Below are 19,899 nucleotides of genomic sequence, written 5' to 3'. Positions count from 1 at the left end.
TTACTCCTGGAAACCGGAACAATCAAAACCGTAGGCCGGATAAGGCATTTACGCCGCCATCCGGCTTACAGGCCATATTTATCGCGCAACCCAACCCAGGGTCCGCTCCGCCAGCGCATCGCGCGCGGGTGTGAATAACTCCATCGCCATCAGCCCGGCATTTCGCCCAACAACCAGCGGGGCCCAGCGGTTGGCAAACAGATACACCAGATTGTTGGTTACGCCAATTGTCGTTTCGCGATCGCGCTCACGACGTTGCTGATAGCGTGCCAGCACTGCGTAATCACCAATATCTTCCGCGCAGTTTTGCGCCTGAGTTAACGTCTCAGCAAGGCTCATTACGTCGCGCAGACCAAGGTTGAAACCTTGTCCGGCAATGGGATGTAGCGTCTGAGCGGCGTTCCCCACCAGCACGGTACGATGGGTAATCGCCTTCAGCGCAGTGGTTAATGACAGCGGATAAGCGCTGCGTTTACCGGCCTGGGTAATACGTCCCAGCCGCCAGCCAAACACGGTTTGCAATTCACGGCAAAACCGTTCGTCGGACCAGGCCATGATCTCATCGCGCTGATCCAGCGGATGGCACCACACCAGCGAGCAGCGACCATCAGACATCGGGAGCATTGCCAGCGGGCCATACTGCGTGAAACGTTCAAACGCGCGCCCATCGTGGGGAACGGAGGTCGAGACATTGGCGATTACCGCCAGTTGTTCATAAGGCTGCTGCAGCCAGTCCACGCCGCAGGCGGTAGCCAGCGCGGAACGTGTACCGTCAGCGGCGACCACCACGCGACCGGTAATGGACTCGCCATTTTCCAGTGTGACCTCAACATGGCCCTGCGTACGCGACACGCTGGCTACGCGATCGGGACAATGCAGCGTGACGCCCGGCGCGTTACGCAGTAGCGCAAACAGACGCAGCCCAACATCGTGGAGTTCCACCACCTGCCCCAGCGCCGGGAGACGATATTCCTGCGCATCCAGCGTAACAAATCCGGCATGACCGCGATCGCTGACGTGGACCGTTTTGATTGCCGTTGCGCAATCGGCAATCGCCTGCCATACGCCAATTCGCGCCAGCTGCTGACAGGTTCCTGCCGCCAGCGCAATCGCCCGGGCGTCAAACCCAGGATGACGGTCAGTTTCAGGTTCGCTCGCTTCTATCAGATGAACTGGCAGCGTCCCATGACTGAGCTGGGAAATGGCCAGCGCCAGCGTCGCGCCGACCATGCCACCACCAACGATAATTACGCTCATTGCAGTCGCGCCGCAGCCATTAAGGCTTCAATATCATCCGCTTTCTTCACCACGCTGGCGGTCAGATTTTCATTACCGTCTTCGGTGATAAGGATGTCATCTTCTATACGAATGCCAATGCCCCGATAAGCAGCCGGTACATCGGCATCCGGCGCGATATATAACCCTGGCTCGACGGTCAGCACCATTCCTGGCTCAAGGATACGCGAACGATCCTGACCATAAACGCCAACATCGTGCACATCCAGCCCCAGCCAGTGGCTAAGGCCATGCATAAAGTATGGCCGGTGCGCATTCTCGGTAATTAACTGGTCGACGTCACCGCGCAATATGCCAAGCTTCACCAGACCGGTAATCATGATGCGCACAACTTCACCGGTGACGTCCTGAATGGAAGTTCCGGGGCGATACAGACGTAGGCTGGTCTCTAAGGATTCCAGCACGATATCGTAGATTTCGCGCTGCGCGGGGGTAAATTTGCCATTAACCGGAAAAGTACGCGTAATGTCGCCCGCATAGCCTTTGTATTCACAGCCAGCGTCAATCAGCACCAGGTCGCCATCGCGCATTTCACTTTCATTTTCGGTGTAATGCAGGATACAGCCGTTTTCACCGCTTCCGACAATGGTGTTATAGGACGGATAACGCGCGCCGTGGCGGGTAAATTCGTGGTGAATCTCCCCTTCCAGTTGGTATTCAAACATCCCCGGACGGCATTTTTCCATCGCGCGGGTATGCGCCAGGGCGCTGATCTCTCCGGCACGGCGCATGATCGCAATCTCTTCTGGTGATTTGAACAGGCGCATTTCATGCACCATCGGACGCCAGTCGATGATCGCGCCAGGCGCGTGCAGATTTTGTCTGGAACCTTTGCGTAGTTTATCCAGCGCCGTGCAGACAATTTCGTCAGCCCAAGCGTACTCGCCCTGTGCGTGATACACCGCGTCCAGGCCATTGAGCAGCAAGTGCAACTGTTGGTTGATTTCACTGAAGGCCAGCGCCCGGTCAACGCCGAGTTTTGCCGGCGCGGCATCCTGGCCCAGACGGCGGCCAAACCAGATCTCCGCCGTCAGATCGCGAACCCGGTTGAACAAAACGCTGTGGTTATGAGTATCATCACTTTTAATCAGCACCAGCACGGCTTCAGGCTCGTTAAAGCCGGTGAAATACCAGAAATCACTGTTCTGGCGGTACGGGTATTCACTGTCCGCGCTGCGCGTCGCTTCCGGCGCGGCAAAAATCAGCGCGGCGCTGCCGGGCTGCATTTGTGCCAGCAAAGCCTGACGACGACGCTGGAATTCTTGCTGAGATATCTCACTCATAACACTCTCCTTGGCGTTGTTGTATTTAGTGCAGAGTCGGTTTACGGACTTCCGGCGCAGTCGGCTGCTGACGCGTAAACGTGTCATGGCACAGCAAGGCGGCTACACGCACGTATTCGATGATCTCTTCGAGCGACATTTCCAGCTCTTCCTGATCTTCGTCTTCGTCATAGCCCAACTGGGCGATATTGCGCAGGTCGTCAATCGCTTCACCGGTTTCGCCGGTCACTTTGTCGAGCTTAGGCTGCGTGACGCCGAGGCCCAGCAGGAAGTGGTTTACCCAGCCAGCCAGCGCATCGGCGCGATCGAATACGCTGACGTCATCACCTTCAGGCAGAAAAAGCTGAAAAAGGAAGCCGTCGTCCTCAAGGGCATCGCTGGTAGCAGAGTGCATTTTCAGCAGCGCCTGAGCCAGCTCGTGACCAAAGGCCAGACCTTCGTTCGTCAGGTCGTGCAACAGCGGCTGCCATGAGCTGTCGTTGTTACCGCCACAAATTATCCCGCTGATTAAGCCGTGCATTTCGGCCGGGGTTAATCCAGCCCCTTGTTGGTTCAAAAACTGGCTAACTTCGCTGTAGCCAGGCATTTCGTTCTGTATAGACATAAGCATTCGTCATCAAAGGGAGGAATATTCATGATATGCTACCACTTTGGACCCTGGTGGACCAGAAAAGGGCTTGTATCTTGATACCAGGGTAGCTATAGTGTCGCCCCTTCGCGGACCCAAGGTCTGGAGACGAAGGCAGCGCAGTCAATCAGCAGGAAGGTGGCATGTCTGCACAACCCGTCGATATCCAAATATTTGGCCGTTCACTGCGAGTGAATTGCCCGCCTGAACAAAGGGATGCGTTGAATCAGGCTGCGGACGATCTCAATCAGCGATTGCAAGATCTGAAAGTTCGCACTAGAGTCACAAATACTGAGCAGTTGGTTTTCATCGCCGCGTTGAACATCAGCTATGAATTAACTCAGGAAAAAGCGAAGACGCGTGAGTACGCGGCGAGCATGGAACAACGTATTCGGATGCTGCAACAGACCATCGAACAAGCGTTGCTTGATCAGGGTCGCATAACCGAAAAAACGGGCCAAAACTTTGAATAACACTTTTCGGTTTACTGTGGTAGAGTGACCGTGAAGACAAAATTTCTCTGAGATGTTTGCAAGCGGGCCAGTCCCCTGAGCCGATATTTCATACCACAAGAATGTGGCGCTCCACGGTTGGTGAGCATGCTCGGCCCGTCCGAGAAGCCTTAAAACTGTGACGACACATTCACCTTGAACCAAGGGTTCAAGGGTTACAGCCTGCGGCGGCATCTCGGAGATTCCCTTCTACCTGGCAACAGCCATGACACTACTTTCTGAACTCCCTTTATCTCGACAAGAAATACGCACACTGATTCGTCAGCGTCGCCGTGCGCTTACCAGCGATCAGCAACAACAATTTGGTCAGCAAGCCGCGACCAGAATGCTCAGTTTTCCCCCTGTTGTTCTTGCCCATACCGTAGCGGTGTTTCTCTCTTTCGATGGCGAACTCGACACCCAACCGCTGATCGAACAGCTGTGGCGAGCGGGTAAGCGCGTCTACCTTCCGGTTCTTCATCCCTTCAGCCCTGGCAACCTGCTGTTCCTGCACTATCATCCGCAGAGTGCGCTGGTGACCAACCGCTTAAAGATCCAGGAGCCGCGACTTGATGTCCGCGACGTATTGCCACTGGCAAAGCTGGATGTACTGGTTACGCCGTTAGTCGCGTTTGATGAAGACGGGCAGCGCCTGGGCATGGGCGGCGGATTTTATGACCGTACGTTGCAAAACTGGCAGCAGCATAAGATCCAGCCCGTGGGCTACGCGCATGATTGCCAGTTAGTGGAAAAGCTGCCTGTCGAAGAGTGGGATATCCCACTGCCTGCGGTGGTGACACCATCCAAAATTTGGCAGTGGTAGCCGTTTTTTGCCGATTGACAGCGCCGTTTTTTTGACCTAAATTCCTCGGTGAAGGGTGAGGGAGGCGAACCTCCCTCCTGCGTACTCTCTGTTAATATGCTGGGCAAGCGATGATTAACAGGATCAGCAGCATGATGACGTATCTCATCATCGTCCCTTTCCTTTTTAGAGCCCCTGCTTCGGTAGGGGCTTTCCCGTTTCAGCGCGATGCTGAGCCCCTATCGTAAATTTCTTTTAGTGCTGTACAACACGCAGCACTGCCTTTAGTTGCCAATTGCGGCAAGGCTCGAAAACAGAATGTATGCGTTACAGAAAGAAATTTTGAGGCAGGGAAATCAGAGGAAAGATGGGCAGGTCATCGCCTGCCCATTTAGAGGAAATTAGTACAGCAGACGGGCGCGAATGGTTCCCGGAAGGGCTTTCATCGCCAGCAGCGCTTTTTCCGCCACATCTTCATCCGCTTCAATATCGATGACCACATAACCTACCTGCGCGGAAGTCTGCAGATACTGCGCGGCAATGTTGACGCCCTGCTCGGCAAAAATCTGGTTCAGCGCGGTCAGAACGCCAGGACGGTTTTCGTGAATGTGCATCAGACGACGACCACCGTGCAGCGGCAGCGAAACTTCCGGGAAGTTAACCGCAGACAGCGTGGAGCCGTTATCGGAATACTTGATCAGTTTCCCCGCCACTTCCAGACCGATATTTTCCTGCGCTTCCAGCGTGGAACCACCAATATGCGGCGTCAGGATCACGTTGTCGAAATCACACAGCGGCGAAGTGAACGGATCGCTGTTCGTTGCCGGTTCGGTTGGGAACACGTCAATTGCCGCCCCTGCAAGATGTTTGGTCGCTAACGCGTCGCACAACGCAGGAATATCAACTACCGTACCGCGTGCGGCGTTAATCAGCAGTGCGCCCGGTTTCATCAGCGAAATCTCACGCGCGCCCATCAGGTTTTTGGTAGAGGCATTTTCCGGCACGTGCAGGCTCACCACGTCGCTCATATTGAGCAGATCGGAAAGATGCTGAACCTGCGTGGCGTTACCCAGCGGAAGTTTATTTTCAATATCATAGAAATAGACATGCATCCCCAGCGATTCCGCCAGAATGCCTAACTGAGTACCAATGTGCCCGTAGCCGATGATCCCCAGTTTTTTGCCGCGCGCTTCAAAAGAGCCAGTAGCCAGTTTATTCCACACGCCGCGGTGCGCTTTGGCGTTCGCTTCTGGTACACCGCGTAGCAGTAGCAGCAGTTCGCCAATCACCAGTTCAGCAACGGAACGTGTGTTAGAGAATGGCGCGTTAAACACCGGGATCCCGCGCTTTGCCGCAGCGCTAAGATCAACCTGGTTGGTGCCGATGCAGAAGCAACCAATCGCGACCAGTTTTTCTGCGGCGGCAATTACATCTTCAGTCAGATGGGTACGGGATCGCAGGCCAATGAAGTGAGCATCACGGATGGACTCTTTCAGTTGTTCGGTGTCCAGAGCGCCTTTGTGAAACTCGATGTTGGTATAACCTGCTGCACGAAGGCTCTCGAGTGCTTTTTGGTGCACGCCTTCTACCAGCAGAAATTTAATCTTATCTTTCTCCAGTGATACCTTTGCCATTTCCCCGACCCTGTCTTTTTTGTCCAATCTGATGTGTTGTGTGTGGGATTTTCATCCGCCTCTTCAACATATCAAAAAATAATATTGCAGCAATATGAACGTTTGCGTCGTCATGCTGAGGAAATGTCATTCAGCGGGAAATGTCAGAGGAAAATACTGGCGATAACTTTTTCTTTGGAGAGATCGGCAGGGCAATATTGTAAACGTGAGACAAGTCACCAAATTTGCCCTGCCAAAATTTTTTTAACGGGAGAAGACGCTCCCATCAGATCATTTTACGATAGTTTTCACGCCGTCTGGGGTACCGATCAGCGCGACATCCGCACCACGGTTAGCGAACAAACCTACGGTTACCACGCCCGGAATCGCATTAATGGCGTTTTCCAGTGCGATAGCGTCGAGGATTTCCAGACCATGCACGTCAAGGATCACGTTACCATTGTCAGTTACCACGCCCTGACGGTATTCAGGGCGACCGCCCAGCTTCACCAACTGGCGAGCCACTGCGCTACGCGCCATTGGGATAACTTCTACCGGCAACGGGAAGTTACCGAGAATATCGACTTCTTTGGACGCGTCAGCGATGCAGATAAATTTCTTCGCCACAGAAGCAATGATTTTTTCACGGGTCAACGCTGCGCCACCGCCTTTAATCATCTGCATATGGCCGTTGATTTCATCCGCGCCGTCAACGTAGACGCCGAGGCTGTCCACTTCGTTAAGATCGAACACGTGGATGCCAAGGCTTTTGAGTTTTTCGGTCGAGGCGTCAGAACTGGACACCGCGCCTTCAATCTGACCTTTCATTGTGCCCAGCGCATCAATAAAGTGTGCGGCTGTTGAACCTGTACCTACGCCCACAATGGTACCGGGCTGTACATACTGAAGTGCCGCCCATCCTACTGCTTTTTTCAGTTCATCCTGCGTCATGATCGTTTCGCCTGTGGTGTGAATATGGTGGGAAAATTCACGCGCATTATAGAACATTGTGCAGAAAAATGTCCCCACACCCGCTCCCGGGTGGCTGATTTCGTCTTTACCCAACCCAAATTTGTGTCATAGTGCAGAACAAGCAAAAATTTCAGGAGTGCGCCAAAGCAATGAAACGTCCGGACTACAGAACACTACAAGCACTGGATGCGGTTATTCGTGAACGAGGATTTGAGCGCGCGGCGCAAAAGCTGTGCATCACGCAATCCGCCGTTTCACAGCGCATAAAACAGCTTGAGAATATGTTCGGACAGCCGCTGCTGGTGCGTACCGTACCGCCTCGCCCTACTGAACAAGGGCAGAAACTCCTGGCGCTCTTACGCCAGGTTGAACTGCTGGAAGATGAGTGGCTGGGTGATGAGCAAACTGGCTCCACGCCGCTGCTGCTTTCGCTGGCGGTAAACGCCGACAGTCTGGCGACCTGGTTGCTTCCGGCGCTGGCCCCGGTACTGGCTAATTCGCCAATTCGCCTGAACCTGCAGGTTGAGGATGAAACGCGAACGCAGGAACGTCTGCGCCGTGGTGAAGTGGTCGGTGCGGTGAGTATTCAACATCAGGCGCTGCCAAGCTGTCTGGTGGATAAACTTGGCGCGCTGGATTACCTGTTTGTGGGTTCAAAAGCGTTCGCCGAGCGCTATTTCCCGAACGGCGTCACTCGCTCTGCCCTGCTGAAAGCCCCGGCGGTCGCGTTTGACCATCTTGATGATATGCATCAGGCGTTCCTGCAACAAAACTTCGATCTGCCGCCAGGCAGCGTGCCGTGCCATATCGTTAACTCATCAGAAGCCTTCGTCCAGTTGGCCCGTCAGGGCACGACCTGCTGCATGATCCCGCACTTACAGATAGAAAAAGAGCTGGAAAGCGGTGAGCTCATCGACTTGACGCCGGGCCTGTTCCAGCGTCGGATGTTGTACTGGCACCGTTTTGCGCCGGAAAGCCGCATGATGCGCAACGTTACCGACGCGCTGCTGGCTTACGGTCACAACGTACTGCGTCAGGATTAAACTGTTTGTAGCCTCTGAGTGCCGGATGGCGGCGTAACGCCTTATCCGGCCTACTCCCTCTTACCGCTTTTTCATGTTATTCCCGCCACGTCTTTGAAATACATCACAAAATAAAACATACCACGCGGCAAAAAACGACGCCCTGTTGGCTATTTTTTGCTGGCGACAAGCCAAATGAAAAAGCTCACCGTATCTCGTAAAGATTCAACTTATTGCGTAATACGGAGCAAAAAATGGCTAACGTGCAAGAGTGGCAAACACTTGCCAATAAAGAACTCAGTCGACGGGAAAAAACCGTTGAGTCGCTGGAAAGACAGACGGCGGAAGGGATTGTCATCAAGCCGCTGTACACCGAGGCTGACCTCGATAATCTGGAAGTCACGGGCACCCTGCCCGGCCTGCCGCCTTACGTGCGCGGCCCACGCGCCACCATGTATACCGCGCAGCCGTGGACCATCCGCCAGTATGCCGGTTTCTCTACCGCCAAAGAATCCAACGCCTTTTACCGCCGCAACCTCGCCGCCGGACAAAAAGGGCTTTCCGTTGCCTTTGACCTTGCCACCCACCGCGGCTATGACTCTGACAACCCGCGCGTGGCGGGCGATGTCGGCAAAGCGGGCGTGGCGATCGATACCGTCGAAGATATGAAGGTGCTGTTTGATCAGATCCCGCTGGATAAGATGTCGGTGTCGATGACGATGAACGGCGCGGTGCTGCCGGTCCTGGCGTTTTATATCGTCGCGGCTGAGGAGCAAGGCGTAACGCCGGAACAGCTCACCGGGACCATTCAGAACGATATTCTGAAAGAGTATCTGTGCCGCAACACCTACATCTATCCACCAAAACCTTCAATGCGCATCATCGCCGACATCATCGCCTGGTGCTCCGCCAATATGCCGCGCTATAACACCATCAGTATCAGCGGTTATCACATGGGAGAAGCCGGAGCGAACTGCGTCCAGCAGGTGGCGTTTACGCTGGCTGATGGCATTGAGTACATCAAAGCCGCACTGTCTGCCGGGCTGAAAATTGATGACTTCGCCCCGCGTCTGTCATTCTTCTTCGGTATCGGCATGGATCTGTTTATGAACGTCGCCATGCTGCGCGCGGCTCGCTATTTGTGGAGTGAAGCCGTCAGCGGTTTTGGCGCAACCAACCCGAAATCTCTCGCTCTGCGTACCCACTGCCAGACCTCCGGCTGGAGTCTGACCGAACAGGATCCCTACAACAACGTGATCCGCACAACCATTGAAGCACTCGGCGCCACGCTTGGCGGCACCCAGTCGCTGCACACCAACGCCTTTGATGAAGCGCTCGGGCTACCCACCGATTTCTCCGCCCGCATCGCGCGTAATACGCAGATCATCATCCAGGAAGAGTCAGAGATCTGCCGCACCGTCGATCCGCTGGCCGGATCGTACTACGTCGAATCATTGACCGATCAAATCGTGAAGCAGGCGCGCACGATCATTAAACAAATTGATGAAGCGGGCGGCATGGCGAAGGCGATTGAAGCTGGACTCCCCAAACGGATGATCGAAGAAGCTTCGGCGCGCGAGCAGTCGCTGATCGACCAGGGCAAACGCGTCATCGTTGGCGTGAACAAGTACAAGTTGGATAAAGAAGACGAAACGTCGGTACTGGAAATCGACAACGTGAAGGTGCGCAACGAACAGATTGCTTCGTTGCAGCATATCCGCGCCACTCGCGACAATGATGCCGTCAACGCCGCGCTGACGGCGCTGACCCACGCCGCGCAGCATAATGAAAATCTGCTGGCCGCCGCCGTTAACGCCGCCCGCGTTCGCGCCACGCTCGGTGAGATCTCCGACGCGCTGGAAGCCGCTTTTGACCGCTATCTGGTGCCCAGCCAGTGCGTCACCGGCGTGATTGCGCAAAGCTATCACCAGTCCGACAAATCAGCCAATGAGTTCGACGCCATTGTTGCGCAAACCGAACAGTTCCTCGCGGAAAATGGTCGCCGACCTCGGATCCTGATCGCCAAGATGGGCCAGGATGGTCACGATCGCGGCGCGAAAGTGATCGCCAGCGCCTACTCCGATCTCGGCTTCGACGTCGATCTCAGTCCGATGTTCTCCACGCCAGAAGAGATCGCCCGTCTGGCGGTAGAAAACGATGTACATGTCATAGGCGCATCGTCACTGGCTGCAGGGCATAAGACGCTGATCCCTGAACTGGTCACGGCGCTCAAAGGCTGGGGACGCGCAGATATCTGCGTGGTGGCAGGCGGTGTGATACCACCACAGGACTACGCCTTCCTGTACGAGCATGGCGTGGCAGCCATTTATGGCCCCGGCACGCCAATGCTCGACAGCGTCCGCGATGTATTGACCCGGATCAGTCAGCATCATGATTAACGCCGCCACGCTTGACGATGCCGTCCGACGCTTGCGGCGCGGTGAACGGGCCACGCTTGCCCAGGCGATGACGCTGGTTGAAAGCAGCCACCCGCGCCACCAGCCACTGAGTACGCAATTGCTGGACGCGATAATGCCGTTCACCGGTAACGCGCTGCGTCTGGGCATCACTGGCACGCCGGGCGCGGGAAAGAGCACCTTTCTGGAGGCGTTCGGTATGCTGTTGATCCGTCGGGGATTACGGGTGGCAGTGATTGCGGTCGATCCCAGTAGTCCCGTTAGCGGCGGCAGCATTCTTGGCGATAAAACCCGGATGACGGAACTGTCCCGCGCAGAATCGGCATTTATTCGCCCGGTTCCTTCCAGCGGTCATTTAGGCGGCGCCAGCCAGCGTGCCCGTGAATTAATGCTGTTGTGCGAGGCGGCGGGCTTTGAGGTGGTGATTGTGGAAACCGTCGGCGTCGGGCAGTCAGAAACTGAAGTCGCCGGCATGGTGGATTGCTTTATCTCACTGCAAATTGCCGGCGGTGGCGACGATTTGCAGGGCATCAAAAAGGGCCTGATGGAGATGGCGGATCTGGTCGTCATCAACAAGGACGACGGTGATAACCGTAACCAGGTTGCCATCGCCCGCCATATGTACGAATCCGCCCTGCATATTCTGCGCCGCAAGTATGACGAGTGGCAGCCGCAGGTTCTGGCCTGTAGCGCTCTGGAAAAACGTGGCATCGAGGAGATTTGGCAGGCGATAACTGACTTTAAAACGTGCCTTACCGTCAGCGGTCGACTGGAAAAAGTCCGCCAGCAGCAAGCGGTGGACTGGTTACACAAGCAGGCTGAAGAAGAAGCTTTGCATCTGCTGTTTACCCGGACTGATTTCGACCGTTATTTCCAGCAGACGCTGCAGGCCGTCAAAAATAACGACCTTTCGCCGCGTACCGGTCTGCGTCACATCAGTGAATTTATCCAGCATCATTACTTTGAATAAAGAGAACATTATGTCTTATCAATACGTCAACGTAGTCATCATCCAGAAAGTCGCGGTCATTGAGTTCAATTACGCCCGCAAGCTCAATGCGCTGAGCAAAGTGTTTATCGACGATCTGATGCAGGCGCTGAGCGATCTTAATCGTCCGGAAATTCGCTGCATCATTTTGCGCGCCCCGAGCGGGGCCAAAGTGTTCTCTGCCGGGCATGATATTCATGAACTCCCCTCAGGACGTCGCGATCCGCTCTCTTATGACGATCCGCTGCGCCAGATAACCCGCATGATCCAAAAATATCCAAAACCGGTGATCTCCATGGTCGAAGGCAGCGTCTGGGGCGGCGCGTTTGAGATGATCATGAGTTCCGATCTCATCATCGCCGCTGAAACCTCTACCTTCTCGATGACACCGGTCAACCTCGGGGTACCGTATAACCTGGTCGGCATCCACAACCTGACCCGCGATGCTGGATTCCACATCGTGAAAGAGCTGATCTTTACCGCCTCGCCGATTACCGCTCAGCGTGCGATGGCCGTCGGGATCCTCAACCATGTGGTTCCTGTCGACGAACTGGAGGATTTCACTCTGCAAATGGCGCACCACATCTCGGAGAAAGCGCCGCTGGCCATCGCCGTCATTAAAGAAGAATTGCGCGTGCTGGGCGAAGCGCACACCATGAACTCAGACGAATTTGAGCGTATTCAGGGCATGCGCCGCGCGGTGTACGACAGCGAGGATTATCAGGAAGGGATGAACGCGTTTATGGAAAAACGTAAACCCAATTTTGTCGGCCATTAATCACGCCCGAGGAAGGAGACGGCCATGAAACGGATGAGTGCCGAAGAAGCGGCAGAAATTATCCAGCACGACGATATGGTGGCATTCAGCGGCTTTACCCCTGCGGGTTCGCCAAAAGCATTACCTAACGCAATTGCTCAACTCGCCTGCGAACGGCATCAGGTCGGGCAACCTTTTCAAATCCGCCTGCTGACAGGAGCCTCAATTGGCGCTGCCGCTGATGATGCGTTATCCGCGGCGGATGCCGTTTCCTGGCGGGCTCCCTATCAAACATCATCGGGCCTGCGCGAGAAAATTAATCAGGGTCAGGTGAGGTTTGTCGATCTCCATTTGAGCGAAGTGGCGCAAATGGTCAATTATGGCTTTTTTGGCGAGATCGATGTTGCCGTCATTGAAGCCTCCGCCATTGCGCCAGATGGTCGGATTTGGCTTTCCAGCGGCATCGGCAACGCGCCGACCTGGCTGCTGCGGGCGAAAAAGGTGATTATCGAACTGAATCATTACCATAACCCGCGCGTGGCGGAGTTTGCCGACATTGTGATACCCGGCGCACCGCCGCGGCGAAACAGCGTGCCGATTTTTCACACCATGGATCGCGTGGGCAGCCAGTGTGTGCAGATAGACCCGAAAAAAATTATCGCGGTCGTGGATACCGAACTACCCGATGCCGGAAATGCCGCAGATAAAAGCAACCCGGTCAGCCAGCAAATTGCCGATAACGTGGTGACATTTCTGCTGGCGGAAATGGCGCACAAACGCATCCCAGCGGAATTCCTGCCCTTACAAAGCGGCGTGGGCAATATCAACAACGCGGTAATGGCGCGACTGGGCGAGAACCCGGATATTCCACCCTTTATGATGTATTCCGAGGTGTTGCAAGAATCTGTGGTGCATCTGCTGGAAACGGGCAAGATAACCGGCGCCAGCGCCTCCAGTTTGACCATTTCAGCCCCATCGCTGCAGAAGATTTATGACAACATAGACTTCTTCGCCAGCCGGATTGTGCTGCGCCCGCAGGAGATTTCCAATAACCCGGAAATCATTCGTCGGCTGGGCGTCATTGCGCTCAATGTCGGTCTGGAGTTTGACATCTACGGTCATGCCAATTCCACACACGTAGCAGGTGTGAACCTGATGAATGGCATTGGCGGCAGCGGCGATTTCGAGCGCAACGCCTACCTGTCGATCTTTATGGCGCCGTCGATTGCCAAAGGCGGGAAAATCTCCACCATCGTACCGATGTGCAGCCATGTCGATCACAGCGAACATAGCGTCAAAGTGATCGTTACCGAACAGGGAATTGCCGATCTGCGTGGGTTATCTCCGATGCAGCGGGCGCACACGATTATCGATAACTGTGCGCATCCTCTGTATCGGGACTACCTGCACCGTTATCTGGAACGAGCGCCCGGCGGGCATATCCATCACGATCTCAGCCATGCGTTCGATCTGCATCGTAACCTGATCGAAACCGGATCGATGCTCGTTTAACTTGCCGTACCCTCACGATCTTCAGCAATATGCTGAAGCATCGTGGCGGTATAACGATGGTTTTTCAGCGAATAGAGAAATTCCTGCATATACATAGGGCTGCCGGGCGCATCAAAATATTTCAACGTCGAGGGGTTAACCAGCCGCCAGGCAAAATGGGGGATCACCGTCAAAAACTGCCCACGCTCCACCGCGCTAATCTTGGCCATAAAGCTGTACGGGCGGTAGATAATCGTCGGATGAATTCCGCAGGGCCGCATGTAAGCATCGAGCATCGCCTCAAAGTTGGCGCGATTCTGGAAGCGCATTTGCAGCCAGGGCAGCTCACGTAGCAGCTCATGCGGCTGTTTTTCTTCGTAGCGCCGGGAAACGAGAAACCCCAGACGCAGCGGAGACAACTCGCTAATCGCCAGATTTTCCAGTTCCTGCACGCGAGGGGAAACGTGCTGCGGTGAGATAATAAAATCCAGTTTCCGATCGAACAGGTTATCGATCACCCCATTCTCGCTGAATTCAATGGCCTGAGCCGTCACGCCATCGTACTTGTCGCCAAGGCTAATCAACTGGTCGAAAATAATCGTTGGATAGGTATTGTCGATGCCGATGACGATTTCTCGCGAGCGGCGAGAGGCGTTATGGATTTCGTTATCAATAGCAGAGAGACGCTGATAAACAGGGAACAGTTTCTGATAGAGCTCCTGCCCGGCTTTATTCAAGCTGATGTTGTTATCTTTGCGGGTAAACAGCGTATAGCCGATTTGATCTTCCAGTGCGGCAATGCTTTTACCGAAAGGCGATGCGGTCATATGGATTTTTTCTGCCGCTCTGGCGATGTTATTGGTTTGCGCCAGCAGAATGAAATTACGCATCTTTTTCGAGATAAAAATATCCATAGCGTCCCCTTAAAAATCGCTATGGCCTATCCTCATTACGGCGAAAAAAAAGACTGGATGTGAGATCTCATTTTTACAGTTGCTCACAGAAAAAACCCGGCTGGAAGGCCGGGTTTGAAAAGATTACTGGGTTTTGGCAGGTGTTGCTGCCGGCTGCCCCGCCGTCGGTTCAATCTGGAAGACCACATCAACCTGATCGTCAAACTGAATAACCGGCTGTTCGTAGGTTTCCTGAGCGGATGCCGCAGGCGCTGCATCTGCTTTCATCATCCGTACCATCGGGCTCGGCTGATAATTGGACACGTGGTAGCGCACACTATAAACGGGTCCCAGTTTGCTGTTAAAGCCCGCCGCCAGCTGTTCAGCCTGATGAATTGCATCATCAATTGCCGCTTTACGCGCCTTATCTTTGTAGGCATCCGGTTGGGCGACGCCAAGCGATACCGAACGGATCTCATTCAGACCAGCCTTTAGCGCGCCATCAAGCAGAGCGTTGAGTTTGTCCAACTGACGCAGCGTCACTTCAACGGTACGCACCGCACGATAACCTTTGAGGATGCTTTTGCCGTTCTGGTAATCGTAGTCCGGCTGCGTGCGCAGGTTGGCAGCGCTAATGTCTTTCTTCGCTATCTGATTCTGCTCAAGGAAGGACAGATATTGCGCCACGCGCTCATCGGCTTGCTTCTTCGCTGAAGCCGCATCCTTCGCAGCAACATTGACTTCAATCGCCAGGGTGGCGATATCAGGCGTTGCATCCACGCTTGCCGTTCCGGAAGTCACGATGTGCGGTCCGTTTGGCAACTCATTTGCCTGTACCGATAGTGCGCTGAATCCGATTAATGCCGCCAGGGCCATTATTTTGAACTTCACGGTCGTTCCTCCATGTTTCATTAATTACCCCGAAACTCAGGGCACATGCAGGCAAGCTTAGCCGATCTCGCTGCGTTGTCCATCAGACAACACTTAGTTGAACAGCGCATGAACATGCGTAACACCTTCTTTTGCCAGCTGAAAAGCGATAAACCACATCACTAATCCTACTAAGATATTGATGACGCGCTGTGCTTTAGCAGTGCGCAGACGCGGCGCCAGCCAGGCCGCCAGCAATGCCAGACCAAAGAACCACAGGAACGAGGCGCTGACGGTACCCAGCGCAAACCAGCGCTTAGGTTCAACGTCCAGTTGGCCTCCGAGACTCCCCAACACCACAAAGGTATCCAGATAAACGTGTGGGTTAAGCCAGGTCACCGCCAGCATAGTGGCGATGATTTTCCAGCGCCCCTGCTTCATTACTTCAGCGCTGGCCAGTTCCAGATTACTGCTCATCGCCGTTTTTAACGCACCGAAACCGTACCAGAGTAGAAACGCCACTCCCCCCCAGGTGACCAGCGCCATCAGCCACGGTGACTGCATCAGCAAGGCGCTACCGCCAAAAATCCCCGCGCAAATCAGCACCAGATCGCTGATGGCACAGAGTAATGCAATCATGATGTGATACTGGCGACGAATGCCCTGGTTCATTACAAAGGCGTTTTGCGGACCAAGCGGTAGTATCATGGCCGCGCCAAGCGCAAGTCCTTGAAAATAATAAGATAACACGTTACTCATCCCGAACTATTTCTCTTAGGAGCAGACTATAGCGCGGGAGAATCATTAGCGGAAATTGATAATATTAATCGTAGATTAGAGAAATTAATGAGAGGATATTTTGCCGGATAGCAGCTAACGCCTTCTCCGGCCTACAGTATAGAAATCTGACCAGGCCGGATAAGCGAAGCGCCATCCGGCACCGTGGTGCAGAAAAAGATTACTCTGCCGCGTTCTCTTTGACACGCTTGAAGTTCACATCCATCTGCGGATACGGGAAGCTGATGCCGTTGGCGTCAAACTCGCGCTTAATACGCTCCAGTACGTCCCAATAGACGCTTTGCAGATCGCTGCTGTTGCTCCAGACGCGTACAACGAAATTAATCGAAGAAGCGCCCAGTTCATTCAGGCGCACCGTCATTTCACGATCTTTAAGGATGCGCTCGTCGGATTGGATGATATCGGTGAGGATTTTCTTCACCTGATCGATATCGGAATCGTAGGCCACGCCGATAATGAATTCGTTACGACGAACCGGTTCGCGAGAGAAGTTAATGATGTTCCCGGCAATGATTTTACCGTTCGGGATCACCACAATCTTACCGTCTACGGTACGCATGGTGGTAGAGAAAATCTGCACGTTAAGTACGGTTCCCGCTACGCCGCCGAGGTCTACATACTCACCCGCGCGGAACGGACGGAACATCACCAACAGCACGCCTGCGGCAAGGTTGGACAGCGAACCTTGCAGCGCCAGACCCACGGCTAAACCTGCGGCACCGAGAACGGCGATCACGGAGGCGGTTTGCACCCCAACGCGGCCCAGCGCGGCAATCAGCGTGAAAGCGATAATACCGTAGCGCACCAGTGCGGAGAGAAAATCGGCAACCGTTGCATCAATTTTCCGCGACACCATCAGACGGTTAACGGTGTTTGATACGATACGCGCCACAATCATACCGATGATAACAATGGCGATGGCCGCAACGATGTTGACGGCATAGCTCAACAGCAGTTCCTGATTGCGGACCAGCCAGGTGCCCGCCCCGTTTATGCTGTCGACAACATTCAAATCTTCCATTCACTATTCCTTTTTTGCTTACCCAAATGGGAAAAAATAAAGCCGCCCCGCCGGGACTGGCAATCTGACAAGAGTAAACAATAAACCTGATTTTTGCCAAACAGATCACAGAAATCTCTGCCGGCAGCCTGTTGAAATGGCAATAAAAAAGGCCCGCATTGGCGGGCCTCATGTCACGTAGAACGGCGTAAATTACAGAACGTCAACCGCGTTCAGTTCTTTGAAAGCCTGTTCCAGACGGGTGATCATGCTTGTCTGACCAGCACGCAGCCAAACGCGCGGATCGTAGTATTTCTTGTTCGGCTGATCTTCGCCTTTCGGGTTACCCAGTTGGCCCTGCAGGTAAGCTTCGTTTGCTTTGTAGTAGTTCAGAACACCTTCCCAGGTCGCCCATTGGGTATCGGTATCGATGTTCATTTTCACTACGCCGTAGCTTACGGAGTCTTTGATTTCCTGAGCAGTAGAACCGGAACCGCCGTGGAAGACGAAGTTCAGGCTGTTGTGCGGCAGGTTATGTTTCTTAGAAACATAGTCCTGAGAGTCGCGCAGGATGGTCGGGGTCAGAACCACGTTACCCGGCTTGTAAACGCCGTGTACGTTACCGAAGGAAGCGGCGATGGTGAAACGCGGGCTGATTTTGCTCAGCTCGGTGTACGCATAATCAACGTCTTCCGGCTGGGTGTACAGTGCGGAAGCGTCCATGTGGCTGTTGTCCACGCCGTCTTCTTCGCCACCGGTGCAACCCAGTTCGATTTCCAGGGTCATGCCCATTTTGGACATGCGCGCCAGGTATTTGGAGCAGATTTCGATGTTCTCTTCCAGAGACTCTTCAGACAGGTCGATCATGTGAGAAGAGAACAGCGGTTTGCCGGTTGCTGCGAAGTGTTTTTCACCCGCGTCCAGCAGACCGTCGATCCACGGCAGCAGTTTCTTCGCGCAGTGGTCAGTGTGCAGAATAACCGGAACACCGTAGTGTTCAGCCATCTGGTGAACGTGATGCGCGCCAGAGATAGCACCCAGGATTGCAGCGCCCTGAGGCACGTCGGACTTCACGCCTTTACCCGCGATGAAAGAAGCACCACCGTTGGAGAACTGTACGATTACCGGCGCTTTAACTTTTGCAGCGGTTTCCAGTACGGCGTTGATGGAGTCGGTACCAACGCAGTTAACAGCTGGCAGAGCAAAGTTGTTTTCTTTAGCTACCTGGAAAACTTTCTGTACGTCATCACCAGTGATTACGCCTGGTTTTACGAAATCAAAAATTTTAGACATGTTGCGAGTCCTGTATCTTCGGCCTTGGAAAGGGCGCGCGCTCTAAAGCGCGCTAATAATTGGGCAGGTTACCCTGCCCATTAAATGCTTACTTTTTAGCGCGCTCTTCGAGCATCGCTACTGCTGGCAATACTTTACCTTCCACGAATTCGAGGAATGCGCCGCCGCCAGTGGAGATGTAGGAGATTTTGTCAGCAATGCCGAACAGGTCGATTGCTGCCAGGGTATCGCCGCCGCCCGCGATGGAGAACGCTTCGCTGTCTGCGATAGCGTTAGCAACGATTTCAGTACCTTTACGGAAGTTCGGGAATTCGAACACGCCAACCGGGCCGTTCCACAGAATGGTTTTCGCATTCTTCAGGATTTCAGCCAGCTGCTGTGCAGAAGCGTCGCCGATATCCAGGATCTGCTCGTCTTCTTTCACGTCGCTAACGGATTTCAGCGTCGCCGGCGCAGTTTCGGAGAACTCAGTCGCTACGCGAACGTCGGTCGGAACCGGGATATCGCAAGTGGTCAGCAGACGCTTAGCTTCGTCAACCAGGTCGGCTTCGTACAGGGATTTACCGACGTTGTGGCCTTGAGCGGCAACGAAGGTGTTCGCGATACCGCCGCCAACGATCAACTGGTCAGCGATTTTAGACAGGGAGTCCAGAACGGTCAGTTTGGTAGAAACTTTAGAACCACCAACGATAGCAACCATCGGACGAGCCGGTTCTTTCAGCGCTTTGCCCAGCGCGTCCAGCTCAGCAGCCAGCAGCGGACCCGCGCAAGCTACATCAGCGAATTTGCCGATACCGTGGGTAGAAGCCTGCGCACGGTGAGCCGTACCGAAAGCATCCATGACGAATACGTCGCACAGCGCCGCATATTTTTTGGACAGAGCTTCGTCGTCTTTCTTCTCGCCTTTGTTGAAGCGAACGTTTTCCAGGACCACCAGCTCACCGGCAGCGACTTCAACGCCGTCCAGATAATCTTTTACCAGGCGAACCGGAGCAGACAGTTTGTCTTTCAGGTAGTTAACAACCGGCAGCAGAGAGAATTCTTCGTTGTACTCGCCTTCGGTAGGACGACCCAGGTGGGAAGTTACCATCACTTTAGCACCCTGCTTCAGGGCCAGTTCGATGGTCGGCAGGGAAGCACGGATACGCGCGTCGCTGGTTACTTTCCCTTCTTTAACTGGTACGTTCAGGTCGGCACGGATAAAAACGCGTTTACCAGCCAGATCCAGATCGGTCATCTTAATTACAGACATGGTGAATCCTCTCGTTGATACTTAAAGTTTTGT

General features: G+C 54.1%; 18 protein-coding genes and 1 other RNA gene. 8 read left to right on the top strand and 11 right to left on the bottom strand.

Annotated features, from left to right (window positions below; translation table 11 throughout):
• Window positions 1-78: 78 nt before the first annotated feature.
• Genes ubiH through FDX09_RS15185 form a run of 3 tightly spaced genes read right to left on the bottom strand, consistent with a single transcriptional unit; the run spans window position 79 to window position 3,183 of the window.
• Window positions 79-1,257: a 2-octaprenyl-6-methoxyphenyl hydroxylase gene (gene ubiH, locus FDX09_RS15195; RefSeq protein ID WP_137347453.1), complete on the bottom strand. Its 1,179-nt coding sequence runs from the start codon at window positions 1,255-1,257 to the stop codon at window positions 79-81.
• A complete protein-coding gene (gene pepP / locus FDX09_RS15190) occupies window positions 1,254-2,579 on the bottom strand; it encodes a Xaa-Pro aminopeptidase (RefSeq protein ID WP_137347452.1) in 1,326 nt (441 codons plus the stop codon). The genes ubiH and pepP overlap by 4 nt, the downstream gene beginning before the upstream one ends.
• Before the next feature lie 25 nt (window positions 2,580-2,604).
• On the bottom strand, window positions 2,605-3,183 hold the full coding sequence (locus FDX09_RS15185; RefSeq protein WP_087856780.1) for a YecA family protein: 579 nt from the start codon (window positions 3,181-3,183) through the stop codon (window positions 2,605-2,607).
• Window positions 3,184-3,350: 167 nt separating this feature from the next.
• Here FDX09_RS15185 and zapA point away from each other — a divergent pair, with 167 nt between their 5' ends.
• From zapA to FDX09_RS15170, 3 genes are all read left to right on the top strand, one after another.
• Entirely contained in the window at window positions 3,351-3,680 is a 330-nt protein-coding gene (gene zapA / locus FDX09_RS15180) for a cell division protein ZapA (RefSeq protein WP_003026980.1), read from the top strand.
• A gap of 41 nt (window positions 3,681-3,721) precedes the next feature.
• Window positions 3,722-3,905: non-coding RNA, 6S RNA (gene ssrS, locus FDX09_RS15175), on the top strand.
• Window positions 3,906-3,924: 19 nt separating this feature from the next.
• Window positions 3,925-4,521, top strand: a complete 597-nt coding sequence (locus tag FDX09_RS15170) for a 5-formyltetrahydrofolate cyclo-ligase (protein ID WP_038633522.1) — start codon at window positions 3,925-3,927, stop codon at window positions 4,519-4,521.
• Between the two features lie 380 nt (window positions 4,522-4,901).
• On the opposite strand, the gene serA is transcribed toward FDX09_RS15170, so the two are convergent.
• Window positions 4,902-6,134: a phosphoglycerate dehydrogenase gene (gene serA / locus FDX09_RS15165; protein ID WP_006686878.1), complete on the bottom strand. Its 1,233-nt coding sequence runs from the start codon at window positions 6,132-6,134 to the stop codon at window positions 4,902-4,904.
• 270 nt (window positions 6,135-6,404) lie between these two features.
• Window positions 6,405-7,064, bottom strand: a complete 660-nt coding sequence (gene rpiA, locus FDX09_RS15160) for a ribose-5-phosphate isomerase RpiA (protein WP_016154364.1) — start codon at window positions 7,062-7,064, stop codon at window positions 6,405-6,407.
• A 170-nt stretch (window positions 7,065-7,234) separates the two neighbouring features.
• Between rpiA and argP the strand changes: the two genes are divergently transcribed.
• From argP to FDX09_RS15135, 5 genes are all read left to right on the top strand, one after another.
• Entirely contained in the window at window positions 7,235-8,128 is an 894-nt protein-coding gene (gene argP / locus FDX09_RS15155; RefSeq protein WP_032940465.1) for a DNA-binding transcriptional regulator ArgP, read from the top strand.
• Window positions 8,129-8,361: 233 nt separating this feature from the next.
• The gene (scpA, locus tag FDX09_RS15150; RefSeq protein WP_069324812.1) at window positions 8,362-10,506 is read left to right on the top strand and encodes a methylmalonyl-CoA mutase; all 2,145 of its coding nucleotides are present in this window, start codon (window positions 8,362-8,364) and stop codon (window positions 10,504-10,506) included.
• A complete protein-coding gene (gene meaB, locus FDX09_RS15145; RefSeq protein ID WP_137347451.1) occupies window positions 10,499-11,494 on the top strand; it encodes a methylmalonyl Co-A mutase-associated GTPase MeaB in 996 nt (331 codons plus the stop codon). Before scpA ends, meaB begins: the two co-directional genes overlap by 8 nt.
• Before the next feature lie 10 nt (window positions 11,495-11,504).
• Window positions 11,505-12,290 carry a methylmalonyl-CoA decarboxylase gene (gene scpB / locus FDX09_RS15140; RefSeq protein ID WP_032940464.1) on the top strand — a complete coding sequence of 262 codons (786 nt, stop codon included), beginning with the start codon at window positions 11,505-11,507 and terminating at the stop codon, window positions 12,288-12,290.
• Between the two features lie 24 nt (window positions 12,291-12,314).
• Window positions 12,315-13,781 carry an acetyl-CoA hydrolase/transferase family protein gene (locus FDX09_RS15135; RefSeq protein WP_137347450.1) on the top strand — a complete coding sequence of 489 codons (1,467 nt, stop codon included), beginning with the start codon at window positions 12,315-12,317 and terminating at the stop codon, window positions 13,779-13,781.
• Here the strand turns inward: FDX09_RS15135 and FDX09_RS15130 are convergent.
• The 6 genes from FDX09_RS15130 to pgk form a co-directional block, all read right to left on the bottom strand.
• Window positions 13,778-14,674 (bottom strand): LysR family transcriptional regulator, encoded by an 897-nt coding sequence (locus FDX09_RS15130; RefSeq protein WP_038633537.1) that lies wholly within the window; start codon window positions 14,672-14,674, stop codon window positions 13,778-13,780. The two genes, FDX09_RS15135 and FDX09_RS15130, sit on opposite strands and share 4 nt — an antisense overlap.
• 123 nt (window positions 14,675-14,797) lie before the next feature.
• Window positions 14,798-15,544 (bottom strand): oxidative stress defense protein, encoded by a 747-nt coding sequence (locus tag FDX09_RS15125; protein WP_137347449.1) that lies wholly within the window; start codon window positions 15,542-15,544, stop codon window positions 14,798-14,800.
• A 93-nt stretch (window positions 15,545-15,637) separates the two neighbouring features.
• Entirely contained in the window at window positions 15,638-16,273 is a 636-nt protein-coding gene (gene argO, locus FDX09_RS15120) for an arginine exporter ArgO (RefSeq protein ID WP_137347584.1), read from the bottom strand.
• A 208-nt stretch (window positions 16,274-16,481) separates the two neighbouring features.
• A complete protein-coding gene (locus FDX09_RS15115) occupies window positions 16,482-17,342 on the bottom strand; it encodes a small-conductance mechanosensitive channel MscS (RefSeq protein ID WP_038633539.1) in 861 nt (286 codons plus the stop codon).
• Window positions 17,343-17,534: 192 nt separating this feature from the next.
• Window positions 17,535-18,614, bottom strand: coding sequence for a class II fructose-bisphosphate aldolase (gene fbaA / locus FDX09_RS15110; RefSeq protein WP_038633542.1), 1,080 nt, complete (start codon window positions 18,612-18,614; stop codon window positions 17,535-17,537).
• Window positions 18,615-18,702: 88 nt separating this feature from the next.
• Window positions 18,703-19,866 carry a phosphoglycerate kinase gene (pgk, locus tag FDX09_RS15105; RefSeq protein WP_006686863.1) on the bottom strand — a complete coding sequence of 388 codons (1,164 nt, stop codon included), beginning with the start codon at window positions 19,864-19,866 and terminating at the stop codon, window positions 18,703-18,705.
• Window positions 19,867-19,899: the final 33 nt, after the last annotated feature.

It is taken from the genome of Citrobacter sp. wls717, assembly GCF_005280955.1.
Taxonomy (GTDB): Bacteria; Pseudomonadota; Gammaproteobacteria; order Enterobacterales; family Enterobacteriaceae; genus Citrobacter; species Citrobacter werkmanii.
This window is presented reverse-complemented; position numbering and strand designations above follow the sequence as displayed.

Coding starts and splice junctions, on each gene's coding strand:
- FDX09_RS15135 (WP_137347450.1), top strand. CDS start 12,315: ATGAAACGGATGAGTGCCGAAGAAGCGGCAGAAATTATCCAGCACGAC.
- pgk (WP_006686863.1), bottom strand. CDS start 19,866: ATGTCTGTAATTAAGATGACCGATCTGGATCTGGCTGGTAAACGCGTT.
- rpiA (WP_016154364.1), bottom strand. CDS start 7,064: ATGACGCAGGATGAACTGAAAAAAGCAGTAGGATGGGCGGCACTTCAG.
- FDX09_RS15170 (WP_038633522.1), top strand. CDS start 3,925: ATGACACTACTTTCTGAACTCCCTTTATCTCGACAAGAAATACGCACA.
- argP (WP_032940465.1), top strand. CDS start 7,235: ATGAAACGTCCGGACTACAGAACACTACAAGCACTGGATGCGGTTATT.
- serA (WP_006686878.1), bottom strand. CDS start 6,134: ATGGCAAAGGTATCACTGGAGAAAGATAAGATTAAATTTCTGCTGGTA.
- pepP (WP_137347452.1), bottom strand. CDS start 2,579: ATGAGTGAGATATCTCAGCAAGAATTCCAGCGTCGTCGTCAGGCTTTG.
- scpB (WP_032940464.1), top strand. CDS start 11,505: ATGTCTTATCAATACGTCAACGTAGTCATCATCCAGAAAGTCGCGGTC.
- FDX09_RS15130 (WP_038633537.1), bottom strand. CDS start 14,674: ATGGATATTTTTATCTCGAAAAAGATGCGTAATTTCATTCTGCTGGCG.
- FDX09_RS15185 (WP_087856780.1), bottom strand. CDS start 3,183: ATGTCTATACAGAACGAAATGCCTGGCTACAGCGAAGTTAGCCAGTTT.
- zapA (WP_003026980.1), top strand. CDS start 3,351: ATGTCTGCACAACCCGTCGATATCCAAATATTTGGCCGTTCACTGCGA.
- FDX09_RS15115 (WP_038633539.1), bottom strand. CDS start 17,342: ATGGAAGATTTGAATGTTGTCGACAGCATAAACGGGGCGGGCACCTGG.
- fbaA (WP_038633542.1), bottom strand. CDS start 18,614: ATGTCTAAAATTTTTGATTTCGTAAAACCAGGCGTAATCACTGGTGAT.
- meaB (WP_137347451.1), top strand. CDS start 10,499: ATGATTAACGCCGCCACGCTTGACGATGCCGTCCGACGCTTGCGGCGC.
- scpA (WP_069324812.1), top strand. CDS start 8,362: ATGGCTAACGTGCAAGAGTGGCAAACACTTGCCAATAAAGAACTCAGT.
- ubiH (WP_137347453.1), bottom strand. CDS start 1,257: ATGAGCGTAATTATCGTTGGTGGTGGCATGGTCGGCGCGACGCTGGCG.